The following is a 16,490-nucleotide window of genomic DNA, read 5'->3' as shown; positions in this document are numbered from 1 at the left end:
CATGAGCGAGACCGACGAACTTGCCCAACTCCGCGCCGCCGTCGAGTCGTTGGCTGCGAAGGTGCGCGCCTTGGAGGACCAGGTCGAGATCACGCAGCTCGTCGCCCAGTACGGGCCTGCGGTCGACAGCGGCTCGGGAGAGGCCGCGGCGGCGCTCTGGACCGAGGACGGCGTCTTCGACGCGATTCCCCATCTGCGGATGGAGGGCCGTGACGGCATCGTCGGCATGGTCCACGGCCCCGGGCACCAGACGGTGATCCACACCGGCTGCGGTCACATCCTGACCGCGCCGCACGTCGTCGTCGACGGCGACCACGCCACCGGCCGCAGCCATGCGCTGCACATGCGCTGGGACGCCGACGCCGGCCGGTTCTGGGTGTACCAGGTCTCCGCGAACACCTGGCGCTGGGTGCGCACTTCGGAGGGCTGGCGCATCTCCGAGCGGGTCAACGCCAACCTCGACGGTACCGAGGGACCGCGCGCGATGCTGGCGCCGTCTTCCAACTCACTCCACCTGGAGGGGAGTTGAGGATCGGGTTCATCGGGTCGGGCCGTATGGGGCAGCCGATCGTCGACCGGCTGATCGCCGCCGGGCATGACGTCACGGTCCACGTGCGTCACCCGGAGACGCAGCCCGACGCCCGCGCGGACGGGGCGAGTTGGGCCGGGACGATCGAGGCGACCGTGCTTGACGCCGACGTGGTGTTCGTCGTCGTACTGACCGACGAGCAGGTGCGATCGGTGTGCCTCGGTCCGGACGGCGCCATCGCGGCCATGACGGCAGGGGCGACGCTCGTCCAGCACACCACTTTCGATCCCGCCACCGCGCAGCTGCTCGCCGAGGCGGGCGCGGAGCGCGGTGTCGGGGTCCTGGACGCCGCGCTCTCGGGCGGCCCGCACGACATCGCCGCGGGCCGCCTCACGCTGTGGGTCGGCGGGGACGAGGCCCAACTGGAGGAGATGCGGCTGCTGTTGGAGACGTATGCCTCGCCGGTCATGTTCGTGGGACCGGCCGGCAACGGTCAGCGGGTCAAGCTCGTCAACAACGCCGTGTTCGTGGCGCAGGTAGGGCTCGCGGTCGACGCGGTGCGGGTGGCGGGTTCGCTGGGGATCGACGAGAAGGTGATTCTCGCCGCCCTGCAGCACGGCAGCGGTGCCAGTCGCGCGCTCGGTGTCGTCGCCAGCGGGGGCTCGGTCGACTCGGTCGCGGAGCGGCTGGCGGACCTGATGAGCAAGGACGTCCGCGTGGTGCGCGAGGTGGCTCGCAGCGCCGGTGCCGACCTCGGGATCATCGGGACGGTGCTGTCGTCGGACGCGGTCGAGAAGAAGATTCTCCGTTCGTCCCGGACGATCTGACCGATTTGACTGATCCGACTGATCTTGATTGAGGAGTATGAAGTGACCGAATCCCTCACCACCAAGTACGGGCCGTGGGGTGTCATCGCCGGTGGGTCGGACGGGGTGGGTGCGGCGTTCGCCCACCGGCTGGCCGCCCAGGGAATGAACGTCGTGCTGGTGGCCCGGCGCTTGCCCGTGCTGGAGGCCTCCGCCGCCGAGATCCGCGCCCGGCACGGCGTGGAGGTCCGCACCGTCGCACTCGACCTCAGCTCCCCGAGTGCCCTGGCGGAGTTGGAGCAGGCGACCGTCGGCCTGGAGGTCGGCCTGTTCGTGTACAACGCGGGCAGTGACGACCGCAGCGTGCCGTTCCTGGACAAGGACCTCGACACCCATCTGGGGCTTGTGCAGCGCAACTGCACGGCCGTACTCGAAGCGGCGTACCGCTTCGGTGCCCCGATGGTGGCGCGCAAGCGGGGAGCCGTGGTCCTGGTGACCTCGGGCGCCGCCTGGGCGGGCGGCGCCACGCTCGCCGCCTACGGTGCGTCGAAGGCGTTCGACCTCATCCTCGCGGAGAGCCTGTGGGCGGAGTGGCAGGGCAGCGGGGTGGATGTCCTGGGGCTGGTCCTCGGCAGGACCGACACCCCGTCCCTGCGTCGGACCGAAGGTGTCCAAGGTGGCTCCTACAGCGGCGACTTGGCCGATCCCGACGATGTGGCCGCCGAGGCGCTCGCCCATCTCTCCGACGGCCCGACCTGGATCTGCGGCAGCCCCGCCCCGAGCGGCGGTTCACCGTTCGGGGCGCTGAGCCGCCGTGACGCGGTCCTCGCGATGAGCCGGGGCGCGACCGCGCACCGCGAGTGAGGCGGCTCGCGATCCCGGCCTACTGCTCCTTGAGATGTTCCTTCATCGCGTCGAGCTTCGTGAGAATGGGGTATCCGGTGACGCTCAGCGCGTTGCCGTGCCCCGTCTCATGGATGTCGAAGACGGACTGGATGGCCGCGTAGAAGCCCTGGACGTCGAGGCTCTGGTTGACGGCCCGCTTGGCCTGGCGGAGCCCGAACGACGGCATGCGGGCGATCCGCTGGGCCAACTCCAGGGCCTCGCTGCCCAGTTGGTCCAGCGGGACGACCTTGTTCACCATGCCGACCTTCTCCGCCTCCTCGGCGGTGACGGCCCGCCCGGTGAAGAGGATCTCCTTCGCCTTGCGCGGCCCCAACTCCCAGGTGTGGCCGTGGTATTCGACTCCCCCGATGCCCATGTGGACGACGGGGTCGGAGAATTCGGCGTTCTCGGCGGCCACGATCAGATCGCAGGGCCAGCAGAGCATCAGTCCGCCCGCGATGCACTTGCCCTGGACTGCGGCGATCGTCGGCTTGGGTACGTTGCGCCAGCGCAGGGTGTACTCCAGGTACCGGCGGGTCTCGGCGCTGTAGATCCACTCCAGGGTGATCTCCTTCGGCGCCGGCCAGCGGTCCCTCAGGTCGTGTCCCGCCGAGAAGTGCTTGCCGTTGGCCTTCAGGAGAATGACCTTCACGTCCTCGTCGGCCGCGGCCCGGCTCCACGTCGCGTCGAGGGCGTCGAGGAGCTCGCTGTTCTGGGCGTTGGCGACCTCGGGCCGGTTGAGGGTGATGATCCCCACCCGGCCGTCGACCTCGTACAGGATCTCGTCCATGCGTTTCGTCCTCTGTCGGCTCTGCGTATGACGGCTCTGGCGGAATTCGGCTCTGGCGTATGACAGTTGTGGCGTACGGCGGCTTCAGCGCGGCAGGCCGAGGATGCGCTCGGCGATGATGTTCCGCTGGATCTCGGAGGTGCCGCCGGCGATGGTCCCGCCGAAGCTGCGCGCGTACCGCTCGAACCAACTGGCGTTGAACGTCTCCAGGTTCATGTGGGTGTACGGCCCCGTCTGCACCGGATGCAACAGCGCCTCGGCGCCGTGCTGTTCGAGGGCGTGCAGTTCGGCGCTCTGCGCGGCTTCGGAGCCAAGGAGTTTGAGCACCGAGATCTCCACCGGGTTCCGGTCGGGCCCGAGGAGTCGGTAGCCGAGCAACCGCAGTGCCTGGACGTCCATTTGGAGGGTGGCGTGCCACTCCTCGTCGCAGGCCGCGTCCTGGATCAGGGCGTCCATCCGCTCGGCGTAGTGCACCCACAGCAAGGTCCGTTCATGGCCGAGGGAGCCGTTGGCCACGCGCCAGCCCTCGTTGAGGGGGCCGACGAGGTTCTCCTTGGGGACGTGGACGTCGGTGAAGAACACCTCGTTGAAGTCGAAGTCGTCCGGCGCGGCGATCGACCCGAACGGCCGCCGGACCAGGCCTTCGGACTCGGTGGGGATCAGCAGGACGCTGATCCCCTTGTGCTTGGGCGCTTCGGGGTCGGTGCGGACGAAGGTGAGCAGGACGTCGGCGTCGTGCGCGCCCGAGGTCCACACCTTCTGCCCGTTGACGATGAAGTGGTCGCCCTCGAGGACCGCGCGGGTGCGCAGCCCGGCGAGGTCGGAACCGGCGCCGGGCTCGCTCATGCCGAGCGACGCGGTGATCTCGGCGCGCAGCAGGGGGACGGCCCATTCGCGTTTCTGTTCCTCGGTGCCGAAGGTGAGCAGCGAGGCCGCGATGATGTTGAGGCCCTGCGGGTTGAAGCTGTGGTAGATCCGCCGCCGGGACAACTCCTCCAGGTGGGCGACCACTTGGGGCAGGGTGGCGTTGCGGCCGCCGTACTCGGGCGGCTGGGCGGGCAGCAGCCAGCCGGCGTCGAAGAGCTTGCGCTGCCAGCGCCGGGCCCAATCCGGTATGTCCGCGCTGGACTTGGAGCGGACCGTGGCCTCTTCGGGGGCGGGCAGGTGGGCGTCGAGGAAGGCGCTGAAATCGGCGCGGAACTTCTCGACCTCGGGGTCGGGGGCCAGCCTCATACCAGCAGCGCCTTCCTGTGCTCGGACGCCGTACCGAGGAGGAGGTCCCCGGCCTTGGCCCGCTTGAGATGGATCTGCAGCTCGTTCTCCCACGTGTAGCCCATGGCCCCGAACAGCTGGAACCCGTTCTGGAAGCAGACCCGTTGGCAGTCTCCGGCGGCGGCCTTGGCCATCCGTGCGGCCCGGCCGCGGCGCGGGTCGTCCTCGGCGATGGTGAGCGCGGAGAAGTAGGCGAGCACCTTGGCGCGTTCGATGGCGACGTACATGTCGGCGGCCTTGTGCTTGACGGCCTGGAACGAGCCGATGGGTACGCCGAATTGGTGCCGTTGCTTCACATGGGCGACGACCAGGTCGAGGATGCGCCGGCAACTGCCGACCATGCTGACCGCCAGGCCCATCAGGGCCAGGTCCGGAACACCGGCGACCAGGTCCGGCACGTCCACCCGGGCGACGTGCAGGGTGGGGTCGAACACGGACAGCCGCTCGGCCGCCAGCTCCTTTCCGTCCCGTACGACCACGCCCTCGGAGGTGAGAAGGGCGATCTCGTCGGCGCGGTCGGCGTCGAGGACGAACTTTCCCTCCCCGTCGAAGACACCGGTGCCCGAGCCGCGCGGCAGCCGTCCGGCCAGCGGCGCGAACCAGGTCGCCGTGGCGAGAAAGGGCGTCGGATCGGCGGCGTACCCCAACTCCTCCAGGACGATGGCCAGTTCCAGCGGAGGGGCATCGAGCCAGCCCAACTCCAGATAGGTGTCCCAGAGTTGTTTTTCAGGCAGCGCGCGTGACTTGGTGACCGTTTCGCGGACCACTCGCTGGAGCAACCGCTGCTCGTCGTCGAACTCAAACTCCATGCGCGACCTCCAGAAGGACCTTGCCGATGGCGCGGCGCCCCAGGCTCAGGGCCTCAGCGACTTCGGCGAGCGGATACACGGCGTGGACGCGGGGCCGGATCTTCCCGGCGGCGAACAGTCCGTGGAGTTCGGTGCGGGCGGCGACCAGGTCGTCCCGCCGGTGCCGCGCCCAGCCGCCGAGGTCGAAGCCGTGCAGGGTGACACCTTTGAGCATCGGCAGATTGAGCGGGATACGCGGGATCTCACCGCTCGCGAACCCCACACTCACGAACCGCCCGCCCCAGCGCATGGCCCGCAACGCCTCCTCCGCGTACGGCCCGCCGACCGGGTCGATCACGACATCGGCGCCACCCGCGTCCCGCAGGCTCCGCTTCAGGTCGTCGTACGGCAAGGTCACCCGCGCGCCCTGCTCGGCGCACGCCGTCCGCTTCTCCTCCGTCGAGGCGACGGCGACGACCTCCGCGCCGAGCAGCACGGCGAGTTCGACGGTCGCGAGGCCGACCCCGCCGGCCGCGCCGAGGACGGCCACCCGCTCCCCCGGCCGTACGTCGGCGACCAGGCGGAGTGCGTCGAAGGCGGTGGCGTGGCTGACCCCGAAGGCCGCCGCACGCTCGGTGGGGATTCCGTCGGGGATGCGGCTCAGGCCCGCTGGCCGTGCGGTGACGCGTTCGGCGAAGGCACCGACGAACATAGAGCCGAAGACCCGCTCGCCCTTCTCGAATCCGTTCGCGGACGCGGCGACCACGCCCGCGAACTCGCTGCCGGGGGTGAAGGGCGGTTCCGCCTTCACCTGGTAGGCGCCGTCGATCACGAGGAGGTCGGCGAAGTTGACGGCGGCGTAGTGCACGTCGACGGGGATGCCGCTCTCCGGCCCGGCCAACTCCCCTTCAGGCATGACCGGTTCGGGGATGTCCTCGACGACCACCGGGCCGCCGACGGCGTTGCAGCGGGCGGCTCTCATAGCCGGGTCGTCGCGGCGAGTTCGGCCGCCTGGGCGGCCATCTGCAGGACCACGTCGCCGTAGTGGGCCATCTTCGGGTTGCCGCCCTCGCCCTTCACATGACGGGCGTAGCCGCCTTCGAGGACCACGGCCATCTTGAACCGGGCGAGGATCACGTAGTAGTCGATCTCGCTGACATCGCGTCCGCTGACCTTGGCGTAGTGCTCCAGGAGGTCGGCGCGGTCGGGCATGCCGGCGTAGTCGACGTAGCCCTTCTGGGTCCGGTCCTCGTCGGCGTCCGGCCAGCCCATGATGACCCAGCCGAGGTCGAGCAACGGGTCGCCGACGGTGGCCATTTCGAAGTCGACCAGGGCGGCGAGCCGGGCGGGTGCGCCGTGCTGGAACATGACGTTGGCGAACTGGTAGTCGCCGTGGATGATGCCGGGTTCCCAGTGGGCGGGACGGTGTTCTCGCAGCCAGGCAGCGGCGTTCTCCAGGCCGGGTATCTCGCGGAACTTGAACTTGGCGAGGTGGGCGAGCCAGCGGTCGACCTGCCGGTCGTGGAAGCCGTCGGGGCGGCCGAAGCCCTCAAGTCCCTGGGCCCGCCAGTCCACGTTCCCCAACTTGGCTATGCCCTCGACGAGTTGGTACGCGAGGCCGGAGCGCAGGGACAGGTCGCTGAGGAACGGCTCGGGCCAGCCGTCGGAGTTCATCGGCGACCAGCCGTCGACGTGTGCCATGAGGTAGAAGCAGGAGCCGAGCACGCTCGTGTCGTCGCAGACGGCGATCGCCTCGGGGTGCGGTACGTCCGTGCCGTTGAGCGCGTTGAGAACGCGGTATTCACGGAGCATGGTCTCGTTGCGCCCCGGCGGAACCTTCTCCGGCGGCTTGCGCAGCACCATGTTCCGGTCGCCGCGCCGGATGCCGTAGATGTCGTTGGAGGTGCCTCCGGAGATGTACGACGTCTCGACGGGTTCGCCGGGGGCGATGCCCTGGTCGTCCAGCCAGCGGGCGAGCGATTCCGTGTCGGCGAGCGTCACAGCAGGTCCTCCAACTGCTTCCGGGCCCATTCCCGGCGGGTGGGCAGGTGCTGGGTGGGCCACAGGCCGGGGGCGGCTTCGTAGCCGCGCAGGACGTCACGGGCGACCGTGATCTTGTGGACCTCGGTGGGGCCGTCGACGACCGCCATGACGGCAGCGCCGTTCCACATGTCCGCGAAGGGCATTTCGTTCGACACGCCGAGGGCTCCGTGCAGGTGCATCGAGCGGTACACGATGTCGTGCAGCACCTTCGGGGTGAGGAACTTGATGGCGGCGATGTCCTTACGGACCCGCTTGTAGTCCTGGTACCGGTCGATCTGCCAGGCGGTGTAGAGCACGAACAGCCGGAACTGGGCGAGTTGGGCGTAGGAGTCGGCGAGGTCGGCCCGCACGAGTTGCTTGTCGGCGAGGCGCTCGCCCTGGGTCTCGCGGGACAGGGCCCGCTCGGCCATCATGTCGAGCGCCTTCTGGCTCTGGCCGACGACCCGCATCGCGTGGTGGACGCGGCCACCGCCGAGCCTGGTCTGGGCGATCGCGAAGGCCTGGCCCTCGCCGCCGAGCAGCGCGTCGGCGGGGACGCGGACGCCGTCGTAGGCGATGAGTGCGTGCATGCCCTCGTCGGTGGCCTCGCCCATGATGCCGAGGTGGCGTTCGATGCGGACGCCGGGGGTGTCGCTGGGCACGAGGAACATCGACATGCCCTTGTAGGGACTGACGTCGGGGTTCGTCACGGCCATCACGATGACGAACTTCGAGGTGCGGGCGTTGGAGGAGAAGAACTTGCGGCCGGTGATGACCCAGTCGTCGCCGTCGCGCTCGGCGCGGGTGGTGAACATCGTGGGGTCGGCGCCGGCCTGTGGCTCGGTCATGGAGAAGCAGGAGAAGCACTCGCCTTCCAGCAGTGGCCGGAGGTAGCGCTCCTTCTGTTCGTCGGTGCCGTAGCGGGCGATGATCTCGGCGTTTCCGGTGTCGGGAGCGGCCGTGCCGAAGATGACGGGAGCCCAACTCGACTGGCCCAGGATCTCGTTGATGAGCGCCAGCTTGACCTGGCCGAAGCCGCGGCCGCCCAGCTCGGGGCCGAGGTGCGGTGCCCACAGGCCCTCGTCGCGGACCTGCTGCTTCAACGCCCGGACTATCGGGCCGAGTTCGTCGTCGAGGGGGTGGTACGCCCGATCCGGATACAGCAGATCCAGGGGTTCCACGCGCTCGGCGCGGAACCGCCTGATCCACTCCAGTTTCTCCTCGAACTCCGGCTCGGTGGAAAAGTCCCATGCCATGTCAGACGAACCTCCTGCCAACCCGGACGGATGGCGGTGAGAATATCATTCTCATCTCACGCAAGTAAGGGTCTCGAAACTTGCAGTGCGGTCTTCGGTAGGGGAAGCCCAGGTGTTACCGCTGAAGTGGAGTATCGTTCTTCGGGTGACAGCTGTCCCCGAAGAACAACCAGCCTGGCGCCAGCGCGCCGTTGAGCGTTCCACCCGTGCCGCCAAGCTCCGCGCCGAACAACGTGTGCAGCGCTTCCTGGACGCGGCGCAGGAACTCATCGCGGAGAAGCGGACGACGGACTTCACCGTCCAGGAGATCGTGGACCGCTCCAAACAGTCACTGCGCAGCTTCTACCAGCACTTCGACGGCAAACACGAGCTGCTGCTCGCCCTGTTCGAGGACGCGCTGTCCAAGTCGGCTGCCGAGATCCGCGAAGCCGCCGGCTCCCAGTCGGATCCGCTCCTGGCGCTGCGCCTCGCCGTGACGATGCTCTTCGAGCAGTCGCTGCCCAACCCCGGTGTGGAGCGCCCGCTGTTCAGTGACTTCGCCCTCCAACTCCTCGTGAAGCATCCCGCACAGGTGGCGACCGCCCATCTCCCTCTGCTCACGGTGTTCACGGAGTTGGTCGAGCAGGCCGAGGACGCCGGCGTCATCCCCGCCGGGAAGCCCCGCCGTCAGGCCTCGCTCCTGATGCAGACGGTCATGTTCGTCGCGCAGGGCAACGGCGTTCCGGCCGGCAGCCACGCGGCGGGGGTCAACGCCGAGGAGATCTGGCAGTTCTGTCTCGGAGGCCTCTCGGGCGTCCCCGTCCGCAGCTGACGGCGCACAGACGGCGTAATTGACGCTCTCCACAGCGGAGAGTACGGTTCTCGCCCACCGGAACGGGAGGTGGTTGATGACCGAGCCGCTACGGCATGGGGTACAGCGCTACCGGGTCGTGCAGTGGGCCACGGGGAACATCGGTGCCCGCACGATGCGTGCCGTACTGGAGCATCCGAACCTGACCTTGGCCGGGGTGTATGTCCATACACCGGCCAAGTCGGGCCTGGATGCGGGCGAGTTGAGCGGTGGCGAGTTCGGCAGGACGGGGATCGTCGCCACGCACGACATCGACGAGATCCTGGCGCTCGGCGCCGACTGCGTCCTCTACACCCCGCGGAGCTGCGATTTCGACGAGGTGTGCACGCTGCTCTCGTCAGGCGTGAACGTCGTGTCGACGCGCGGCGAGTTCCATCACGCGCCCAGCCTCGACCCGGTCGTGCGGAAGCGGATCGAGGACGCGTGCGAGCGGGGCGGTACCTCCATCCACAGCACGGGCAGCAGTCCCGGATTCATCACGGAGGCCCTGCCGCTCGCGCTCACCTCGATCCAGCGTCGGCTCGACGCGCTGACGATCGACGAGTTCGCGGATCTCTCCCAACGGGACTCCCCCGGGCTGCTGTTCGAGGTGATGGGCTTCGGACAGCCGCCTGCCGCATTCGGCGAACGGCGTCTGGCCGGGCTGCGCGACAGCTTCGGCCCGTCGTTGCGGCTGCTCGCCGAGGCGCTCTCGACACCGCTCGACTCGGTGGAGGCGATCGGCGAGGTCGCGACCGCCCGCCGCACCACCCGGATCGCCGCGGGCATCCTGCCGACAGGCACGGTGGCCGCGCAGCGGATCACGGTGTCCGGCCTGCGAAAAGGCCAACCCCTGCTGCGGTTCCGCGCCAACTGGTACTGCACCACCGACCTCGATCCCGCCTGGGATCTCCGCGCGACCGGCTGGCACGTCGCGGTCGAGGGGGACGCACCGCTCGACATCGACCTGCGCTTCCCCGTGCCCCTCGACCGGATGGCCGCGATGTCCCCCTCCTACACCGCGAACCGTGCGGTGAACGTCGTGCCGTTCGTCTGCGCGGCAGCCCCCGGCATCCGCTCCACGGCCGACCTCCCGCAGATCGTCGCCGACCTCGGCTGAAGTCGGCGCGACCCGTGGGCGAGTTCAGGTGCTCACGAGTTCAGGCGGTGCCGGCCCGCGTCACGGCCTCCGGCTCGCCTTCCTCGTCGATCGAGTACTTCAGGAAGTCGTCGACCATGCGGTGGAACAGCGTGGCCAGTTGCTGCAGTTCGTCCGTCGACCAGTCCGAGAGGGCCATTTGCATGCCACGCGCACCGGCGTCCCGCACGCTGCCGACGGCCTTCCGGCCGGCCTCTGTCAGCTCGATCCGCTGGGCCCGGCGGTCGTCGGGATCGGGCACGCGGGTGACGTAGCCGGACTTCTGCAGCTGCTGCACCGTCCGCGTCACATGCGAGGCCTCGACCCCGAGGCGCTGCGCCAGCTCCCCCGGGCGCAGCGGCTCGGAGTCGGCGACCTGCCGCAGCAACGCCACCGCCGCACGGTCCAGGGGCACACCGGCAAGGGCCATGAGCCGGTCGTGCTGGCGGGCGCGCGTGCTCAGGTAGGTGATCCGAGTGAGGGCTCGCTCGATCTCGGTCACCTCCGGGGAGGCGGGGGCGGTGGGGACCGGTGGTGTGGTCATGGAACCCACTTTACCATATTGTTGCGTAACTCAAGTAAGTTACTGCGCACGTTTACCCCGGCTACGGCGACGAGAGTACGTCACCGGCCCGATGTCACCGGGGCCACCGGGGACTCCCTGGTCTGGGTACTTGCGAACGTAAATTCCGCTGACCGGGAACGCCCACAATGGTGTCAACTTCAGAGCTGATCCACAGCATGCTCCCGCAGCGGCCCCACGGACAGCCCGCGCATCGCACAGGTGTCGAGGATCCGCGGAACGGCACCGAGCGTGGCGCGCCAGGAGCCGGGTGCCGAGGTGCAGTCGGAGTCGTGCAGCAGGACGGTGCCACCGCCGCGCAGATCCTCGGTGACCGTCCGGTGGACCGACTCCGGTGTAGCGCGCGCCCTCCAGTCCTCGCCCCAGGCCGTCCACAACACCGGCGTGAGGTCCAGGCGACGGGCCGCGAGGTGAGCGGCGGTCGACATCACGCCGTAGGGCGGTCGGAAGAGCCGTGGCGTGCTGCCGGTTAGGTCGCCGACCGTGTCGCGGGCGCGGGCCAGGTCGTCGTGGGTGACACGGGGGCCTCGCAGCAACAGGGGGCGGTGGAGCCAGCCGTGGACGGCGATCTCGTGTCCGGCGGCGGCGATCTCGCGGACCAGGCCGGGGGCGCGTACCGCTTGGTTGCCGAGGAGGAAGAAGGTGGCGTGGACCCGGCGCTCGTCGAGCAGGCGCAGGAACAGTGGGGTGGACAGCGGGTCCGGCCCGTCGTCGAAGGTGAGCGCCACGTGCTCCGGCCGGCCGCGGCCGGAGAGGCGGGGCATGACGCGGTTGCGGAGCGGGCCGTAGGTGGAGAGGACGGGGGCGGCGTATGCGGCGGCGAGGACGGGGAGCGCGATGCGGGCGGTCGTGCGGAGGAGGTGGGCGGGGGTCATGAGTGACGCCCCTTCACGTAGTCGGCGTGGGACAGGTGATCCGCGTGGTGTCCGTGGCCCAGGTCGTCGAGGTCGAGGCCGTGCCCTATGGCGTGTATCAGGCCCGGGCCACCGTCAGTCGTGGCTACCGCCGTGCCGACCGCGCCTGCCCAGACCGCGCAGGCGAGGGCGGTGGTGATCGCGAGTCGTAGGGCGGCCGGTCGGACCGTACGTCGGGTGGAGGACCGGGGGGCGGGTCCGACACCGGACCGGCAGGCTCGCGCGATCTCGGCGGCGGGGCAGCGGTCGGGTCCCGCGGCCGGGGCCTGGTGCGTTCCCGTGGCCCGGCTCTGGTGTGTCTGGGCGGCTCGGCCGTGATCCGTTCCGGAGGGCGAATCCTGGTCCGTCACCGGGTCCCGAAGCGTCGCAGCGCCCGGCACCCGATCTATCTCAGCGCCCCAGCCCCAGTCCGTGCCGGTGCCCAACTCCTGCGTGGTGTCTGCGACCGGAACCCGATCCGCTCCGGGATCCGTGCCCACATCCGCCGCAGCTCCCAACCCCCGATCCACCCCGCCGCACAAGCCCCCGCCCGCCCACGAACCCCGCCCCCACTCCGCAGCCCCGCCCGCGAACAGCGAAAGCCCCGCCTCCCGCTGCAACAACCCCCGCGGACCGTCGATCAACTCACCCAGCACATCCTTGAGTTGGGCCGGATCGCGGATCCACGCGGCGACACCCGCCTCGTCCAGGGCGGCCGCGTTGGTCAGGCCGTGGCCCGGTATGCAGCCGTAGCTCGCGACGGGCAGGCCGGTGGCGAAGGCTTCCAGTGAGGTCAGGCCGCCGGCGTTCTGGACCAGGACATCGGCGGCGTGCATGAGGCCGGGCATGTCGTCGACCCAGCCGTAGACGTGGTCGATGCCGTCCGCGCGGAGTTGGTCGGCGAGCGTCTCGTTGCGGCCGCAGACGACGAGCGGTACGGCCGCGCCGCAGTCGCGCAGGTCCCGGGCGACCTGGCGGACCGGGCCCACGCCCCAGGAGCCGGCGACCAGCAGGGCCAGCGGGGTGTTCGTGGGCAGACCGAAGCGGGTGCGGGCCGCGGCGCGTTCCGTCGCGTCCGCGGGGTGGAAGCGCGGGTCGGCGACCGGGCCGCACACCCGGACGTCGTGCGCGCCGGCGGCCCGGGCCTGCGCGGCGGGCACGGCGTGCAGCGCGAGGTGGACGTCGACGCCGTCGGCCACCCACAGCGGGTGGACCGAGAAGTCGGTGAGGTAGGTGAGGACGGGGACGGTCAGGCGGCCGTCGCGTCGGAGGTTGCCCAGGACCCGGCTCGCACCCGGGTAGGTCGAGACGACGGCGCCCGTGTCGGCGGGCAGGGCGCGCAGGAGTCGTTCCTCGGCGGAGCGCAGCAGTACCTTCGCGAGGGGGCCGCCGCCGCCCGCGCGCTCGGTGCTGCTGTAGATCCGCTGGTACGCCCACGGCGCCCGGACGAGCATCCGGTGATAGCCGTCCCGCACGAGCCTGCCGAGCCTGGCGGGCAGCACGTCCAGCAGGTCGAACCGGTCGACCGGGAGACCGGCCGCCACCAGGCGCCGCTCCAGTTCGGTGGCGGCGCCGTCGTGGCCGGCTCCGACGCTCGCCGAGACGATCACGACACGCTCGGCCGACGACGGGCGGCGGGGCGGGGTCGCCGGCCGGGGGCGCAGGGTGGCGGCCGCGAGGGCACGCAGATGCACCGTACTTCCGAGGTGAGGCATGGGCTTTTTCCTCCGCAGGTGGAGTGGAGCGGCGAAACTCTACAACATGTAGTAGGTAAGCTCGTACGACATGTAGTAGATCGCGTTCGCAAAGATCCCAGCCAACCCCGCGGCCGGGCCCTCGACCGACCACTTCAAGCCCTTCCTCACCGTTGGCACACTTCCTACAGGCCGTAGTAGGTCGGCGGGTAGGCTGGGACGCCGAGCGGTGAGAGGCGGTGGGGTGAACAGTGCACGACCGGAAGAGCGACGAGCCCGGCGCGACGTCCGGCAGGAGGGCGCGCGGTGAGTTGGAGAGCGGTGTTCTCGCCGCCCTCTACGGGTCCGACGAGCCGCTGACCGCACGCCAGGTCAAGGACCGGCTGCCGGGGGATCTCGCCTACACCACCGTGTTGACGATCCTGTCGCGGCTCCACGACAAGGGCATGCTCGTCCGGCACCGCGCGGGACGCGGGTACGCGTACGCGCCGGCCCGGGACGAGGCGACCCACACCGCGGACCGGATGCGCTCACTGCTGGAGCACGGTACCGACCGCGAGGCGGTACTCACCCGCTTCGTCTCCGAACTGTCCGAAGCGGACGAGCAGTTGCTCCAGCGACTGCTCTCCGAGCACGGCGGACCCCAGCAGGGTGGACCGCAGCACGGCGAACCGCAGCACACCGGTCGCACCGACGAAGGACCGTGAGCCGGTGCTGATCAGTGTGTACGTCCCTCTCCTGATCACCATGGTGGTCGCCGTGTTCGCACCCCGGGCCGCCCCCCTGTTGGCCCCGCGCCCGGCCGCCTGGTCGCTGGTCTCCGCCGCCCTGGTGGCGTCGCTGGGCTGGCTCGGCTCCCTGGCGCTGCTCGCGTTCGCCGGGCTGGCGCAGCTCCCCGAGGTCGCCGAGGAGGGCCGGTGGTCGGTCGCGGCCGTGCGCGCCTCCGACCCGGTGTACCTCACGGTCGCCGGAATCGCCGCGCTCGCCCTCCTCGCCTCCGTCACCGGACTCGCCGTCGCCGCCACCCGTCAGCTACGACACCTGCGCTGGGCCCGCCGCGAGTGCCGACTGCTGCCCGGGGACACGGAGTTGGCCGTCCTCGACATGGAGTTGCCGGAGGCGTTCGCGCTGCCGGGGGCGCCGGGCCGGATCGTGGTCTCGCGCGGCATGCTGCGCTGCCTGGGCGACCGCGAGCGCGAGGCGCTGCTGGCCCACGAACGCGCGCATCTGCGCTGCCGCCACCATCTCTTCCAGACCCTCTGGCGGCTCACCGCCGCCGTGAATCCACTGCTACGACCGCTGTCCGGCGCGGGCGGCTTCGTCCTGGAGCGCTGGGCCGACGAGGAGGCCGCGGTGCGCGTCGGTGATCGTACGGTCGTCGCCCGCGCGGTGGGCCGGGCCGCGCTGGCCACCTCGGCGAACCGTTCCCGCCCGGCGCTGGCCGCCACCGGCGGGGCGGTACCCCAGCGGGTACGGGCGCTGCTCGCGCCTCCTCCCCCGCGCCGGGCCCTGCCGTTCGTCGCGGGCGCCGCACTGCTCGTCATGTGCTGCGCGAGCCTGGCCGACGCCGCGGGCGACAGCGAGCAGATGATCGAGACCGCGCAGCACGCGGCGTGCGTGACGGCTCAGGCGGCGGCCACGTCGGCGCAGCCGCTGGTTCCGCCGCACGGGCCGTGCTGCGCACACGGACGACCGGACTCGCCTCCGCACCAGCACTGACCGACAGGGCCGATGCGGCGGCGCAAGCCACGACAGCACCGACGCCGGCCCGCGGACCGTGACGCGAACACGAACCTCGGAACAGGCCCCTGGCACCACTGACCCACAGGGCATCCACAACGCCCAGAACTGCGGTCGCCTCGATGCCGCCCCTCCCGCCCCACAGCCTGTACCGCGAGCGGCGGCCCGCCCCTGAACAGGGGCGATCCCGGCATCCACCCGCCCTGCGCCCGTGTTATCGTCGCCCTGTCCATCGCCAGGAATCCTGTCGATCGAATTCTGGCGATCGGGCCGTGGTCCCCCGTCGCGCGCACTCCACGAATGGAGCGGCATGTCTGTTCTGGCCCGGCCGGCGGTGGCCGCCTTCGCCGCCAAGTCCCTGCAGCGTCTCTCCGTGATGGCCGACCGGCGCCCGAGCGGGCGTGGTTCCGCCGCCTCCTCACATCAACGGTTTCCTCAATTCTCGCGCCGGACACGGGAGTTGACGATCCCGACCACCGTCGCCCCGGCGCGCGCCACGGTGTACCTGCCCGCCGGTGAAGGGCCGCCTCCGCCGGTGCACGTGAACTTCCACGGCGGCGGCTACGTCGTACCGCTGACCGAACTGGACGACCCGCTGTGCCGTTTCCTCGCGGCGGAGGCGGGTGTCGTGGTGGTCAACGTCGACTATGTGGTCGCGCCGCAGTACCCGTTCCCCGCGCCGCCCCGGCAGGCCTTCGAGGTGGTCCGGTGGATCGCGGAGCACGGTGCGGAGCAGGGCTGGGACGGCACCCGGCTCACCGTGGGCGGTCAGAGCGCCGGCGGCGGACTCGCGGCGGCGGTGGCCCGGCAGGCACTCGATGAGGGTGGTCCCTCGATCGCGCTCCAGGTGCTGCACTATCCGCCGCTGGACCTGGCGACCAGCGCGAAGGACAAGCACTCCGCCATCGCCAAGCCGGTGCTGCGGCCCTGGATGGCCGAGGTCTTCGACACCTGTTACGTCCCGGACCCGAAGGTACGTGCCGACCGGCTGGTGTCGCCCGCCCATCCGTCGGACACCGCGGACCTCAAGGGCATCGCCCCGGCCATGGTCATCACGGCCGAGTACGACCTCCTCAAGGCGGAGGGCGTCGCCTACGCCGACCGACTGCGGACGGCGGGCTCCCTGGTCGAGCACGTCGAGGTCGCCGGAGCCGACCACGGCTACGACGGCAAGGACGACGAACGGGCCCTGCAGACCTACGCCCTGATCGCCCGTCAGCTGCGGGAAGCCCTGGGCACCGCCTGAACTCCCCACGCGGACAGCA

17 protein-coding genes are annotated in these 16,490 nt (G+C 70.5%); 8 read left to right on the top strand and 9 right to left on the bottom strand.

The window, feature by feature from the left end; genetic code table 11:
* Position 1: 1 nt before the first annotated feature.
* The 3 genes from OO70_RS03760 to OO70_RS03750 are packed head-to-tail and all read left to right on the top strand — an operon-like array spanning position 2 to position 2,199.
* A complete protein-coding gene (locus tag OO70_RS03760) occupies positions 2 to 529 on the top strand; it encodes a nuclear transport factor 2 family protein (RefSeq protein ID WP_043663937.1) in 528 nt (175 codons plus the stop codon).
* Positions 526 to 1,356, top strand: coding sequence for an NAD(P)-dependent oxidoreductase (locus OO70_RS03755; RefSeq protein ID WP_078651237.1), 831 nt, complete (start codon positions 526 to 528; stop codon positions 1,354 to 1,356). The genes OO70_RS03760 and OO70_RS03755 overlap by 4 nt, the downstream gene beginning before the upstream one ends.
* A gap of 42 nt (positions 1,357 to 1,398) precedes the next feature.
* Positions 1,399 to 2,199, top strand: a complete 801-nt coding sequence (locus OO70_RS03750; RefSeq protein WP_043663931.1) for an SDR family NAD(P)-dependent oxidoreductase — start codon at positions 1,399 to 1,401, stop codon at positions 2,197 to 2,199.
* Positions 2,200 to 2,218: 19 nt separating this feature from the next.
* Here OO70_RS03750 and OO70_RS03745 read toward each other — a convergent pair whose 3' ends face one another.
* The 6 genes from OO70_RS03745 to OO70_RS03720 all read right to left on the bottom strand — a co-directional run bounded on the left by OO70_RS03745 (position 2,219) and on the right by OO70_RS03720 (position 8,348).
* A complete protein-coding gene (locus OO70_RS03745; RefSeq protein WP_043663928.1) occupies positions 2,219 to 3,010 on the bottom strand; it encodes an enoyl-CoA hydratase in 792 nt (263 codons plus the stop codon).
* An 84-nt stretch (positions 3,011 to 3,094) separates the two neighbouring features.
* On the bottom strand, positions 3,095 to 4,243 hold the full coding sequence (locus OO70_RS03740) for an acyl-CoA dehydrogenase family protein (protein ID WP_043663925.1): 1,149 nt from the start codon (positions 4,241 to 4,243) through the stop codon (positions 3,095 to 3,097).
* On the bottom strand, positions 4,240 to 5,091 hold the full coding sequence (locus OO70_RS03735; RefSeq protein WP_043663922.1) for an acyl-CoA dehydrogenase: 852 nt from the start codon (positions 5,089 to 5,091) through the stop codon (positions 4,240 to 4,242). The genes OO70_RS03740 and OO70_RS03735 overlap by 4 nt, the downstream gene beginning before the upstream one ends.
* Entirely contained in the window at positions 5,081 to 6,052 is a 972-nt protein-coding gene (locus OO70_RS03730) for an NADPH:quinone oxidoreductase family protein (protein ID WP_043663920.1), read from the bottom strand. Before OO70_RS03730 ends, OO70_RS03735 begins: the two co-directional genes overlap by 11 nt.
* On the bottom strand, positions 6,049 to 7,071 hold the full coding sequence (locus tag OO70_RS03725; protein WP_043663917.1) for a phosphotransferase family protein: 1,023 nt from the start codon (positions 7,069 to 7,071) through the stop codon (positions 6,049 to 6,051). Before OO70_RS03725 ends, OO70_RS03730 begins: the two co-directional genes overlap by 4 nt.
* Positions 7,068 to 8,348 (bottom strand): acyl-CoA dehydrogenase family protein, encoded by a 1,281-nt coding sequence (locus OO70_RS03720; RefSeq protein ID WP_043663915.1) that lies wholly within the window; start codon positions 8,346 to 8,348, stop codon positions 7,068 to 7,070. The genes OO70_RS03725 and OO70_RS03720 overlap by 4 nt, the downstream gene beginning before the upstream one ends.
* A 145-nt stretch (positions 8,349 to 8,493) precedes the next feature.
* On the opposite strand from OO70_RS03720, the gene OO70_RS03715 reads away from it, so the two are divergent.
* Both OO70_RS03715 and OO70_RS03710 read left to right on the top strand, forming a co-directional pair.
* On the top strand, positions 8,494 to 9,159 hold the full coding sequence (locus tag OO70_RS03715; protein ID WP_043663912.1) for a TetR/AcrR family transcriptional regulator: 666 nt from the start codon (positions 8,494 to 8,496) through the stop codon (positions 9,157 to 9,159).
* Between the two features lie 76 nt (positions 9,160 to 9,235).
* Positions 9,236 to 10,297: an NAD(P)H-dependent amine dehydrogenase family protein gene (locus tag OO70_RS03710; protein WP_043663909.1), complete on the top strand. Its 1,062-nt coding sequence runs from the start codon at positions 9,236 to 9,238 to the stop codon at positions 10,295 to 10,297.
* A 40-nt stretch (positions 10,298 to 10,337) separates the two neighbouring features.
* Here the strand turns inward: OO70_RS03710 and OO70_RS03705 are convergent, their stop codons facing one another.
* From OO70_RS03705 to OO70_RS55755, 3 genes are all read right to left on the bottom strand, one after another.
* Complete coding sequence (locus OO70_RS03705) at positions 10,338 to 10,859, bottom strand: MarR family winged helix-turn-helix transcriptional regulator (protein ID WP_043663906.1); 522 nt, start codon at positions 10,857 to 10,859, stop codon at positions 10,338 to 10,340.
* 179 nt (positions 10,860 to 11,038) lie between these two features.
* The gene (locus OO70_RS03700) at positions 11,039 to 11,773 is read right to left on the bottom strand and encodes a polysaccharide deacetylase family protein (protein WP_043663904.1); all 735 of its coding nucleotides are present in this window, start codon (positions 11,771 to 11,773) and stop codon (positions 11,039 to 11,041) included.
* Positions 11,770 to 13,506: a glycosyltransferase gene (locus OO70_RS55755; protein ID WP_043663901.1), complete on the bottom strand. Its 1,737-nt coding sequence runs from the start codon at positions 13,504 to 13,506 to the stop codon at positions 11,770 to 11,772. Before OO70_RS55755 ends, OO70_RS03700 begins: the two co-directional genes overlap by 4 nt.
* Before the next feature lie 230 nt (positions 13,507 to 13,736).
* Here OO70_RS55755 and OO70_RS03690 point away from each other — a divergent pair, with 230 nt between their 5' ends.
* The 3 genes from OO70_RS03690 to OO70_RS03680 all read left to right on the top strand — a co-directional run bounded on the left by OO70_RS03690 (position 13,737) and on the right by OO70_RS03680 (position 16,471).
* The gene (locus OO70_RS03690; protein ID WP_043663900.1) at positions 13,737 to 14,192 is read left to right on the top strand and encodes a BlaI/MecI/CopY family transcriptional regulator; all 456 of its coding nucleotides are present in this window, start codon (positions 13,737 to 13,739) and stop codon (positions 14,190 to 14,192) included.
* A complete protein-coding gene (locus OO70_RS03685) occupies positions 14,137 to 15,204 on the top strand; it encodes a M56 family metallopeptidase (RefSeq protein WP_234336695.1) in 1,068 nt (355 codons plus the stop codon). The genes OO70_RS03690 and OO70_RS03685 overlap by 56 nt, the downstream gene beginning before the upstream one ends.
* A 331-nt stretch (positions 15,205 to 15,535) precedes the next feature.
* Positions 15,536 to 16,471, top strand: a complete 936-nt coding sequence (locus tag OO70_RS03680; protein WP_043663897.1) for an alpha/beta hydrolase fold domain-containing protein — start codon at positions 15,536 to 15,538, stop codon at positions 16,469 to 16,471.
* Positions 16,472 to 16,490: the final 19 nt, after the last annotated feature.

The organism is Streptomyces xylophagus (genome assembly GCF_000716435.1).
Classification (GTDB): domain Bacteria; phylum Actinomycetota; class Actinomycetes; order Streptomycetales; family Streptomycetaceae; genus Streptomyces; species Streptomyces xylophagus.
Note: the sequence above shows the minus strand (reverse complement) of the source record. Positions and strands in the feature narration are given on the sequence as shown.

Excerpts from the sequence above, each read along its gene's own strand:
- OO70_RS03760 (WP_043663937.1), top strand. The coding sequence starts at position 2 with ATGAGCGAGACCGACGAACTTGCCCAACTCCGCGCCGCCGTCGAGTCG.
- OO70_RS03745 (WP_043663928.1), bottom strand. The coding sequence starts at position 3,010 with ATGGACGAGATCCTGTACGAGGTCGACGGCCGGGTGGGGATCATCACC.
- OO70_RS03740 (WP_043663925.1), bottom strand. The coding sequence starts at position 4,243 with ATGAGGCTGGCCCCCGACCCCGAGGTCGAGAAGTTCCGCGCCGATTTC.
- OO70_RS03735 (WP_043663922.1), bottom strand. The coding sequence starts at position 5,091 with ATGGAGTTTGAGTTCGACGACGAGCAGCGGTTGCTCCAGCGAGTGGTC.
- OO70_RS03730 (WP_043663920.1), bottom strand. The coding sequence starts at position 6,052 with ATGAGAGCCGCCCGCTGCAACGCCGTCGGCGGCCCGGTGGTCGTCGAG.
- OO70_RS03720 (WP_043663915.1), bottom strand. The coding sequence starts at position 8,348 with ATGGCATGGGACTTTTCCACCGAGCCGGAGTTCGAGGAGAAACTGGAG.
- OO70_RS03710 (WP_043663909.1), top strand. The coding sequence starts at position 9,236 with ATGACCGAGCCGCTACGGCATGGGGTACAGCGCTACCGGGTCGTGCAG.
- OO70_RS03705 (WP_043663906.1), bottom strand. The coding sequence starts at position 10,859 with ATGACCACACCACCGGTCCCCACCGCCCCCGCCTCCCCGGAGGTGACC.
- OO70_RS03700 (WP_043663904.1), bottom strand. The coding sequence starts at position 11,773 with ATGACCCCCGCCCACCTCCTCCGCACGACCGCCCGCATCGCGCTCCCC.
- OO70_RS55755 (WP_043663901.1), bottom strand. The coding sequence starts at position 13,506 with ATGCCTCACCTCGGAAGTACGGTGCATCTGCGTGCCCTCGCGGCCGCC.
- OO70_RS03680 (WP_043663897.1), top strand. The coding sequence starts at position 15,536 with ATGTCTGTTCTGGCCCGGCCGGCGGTGGCCGCCTTCGCCGCCAAGTCC.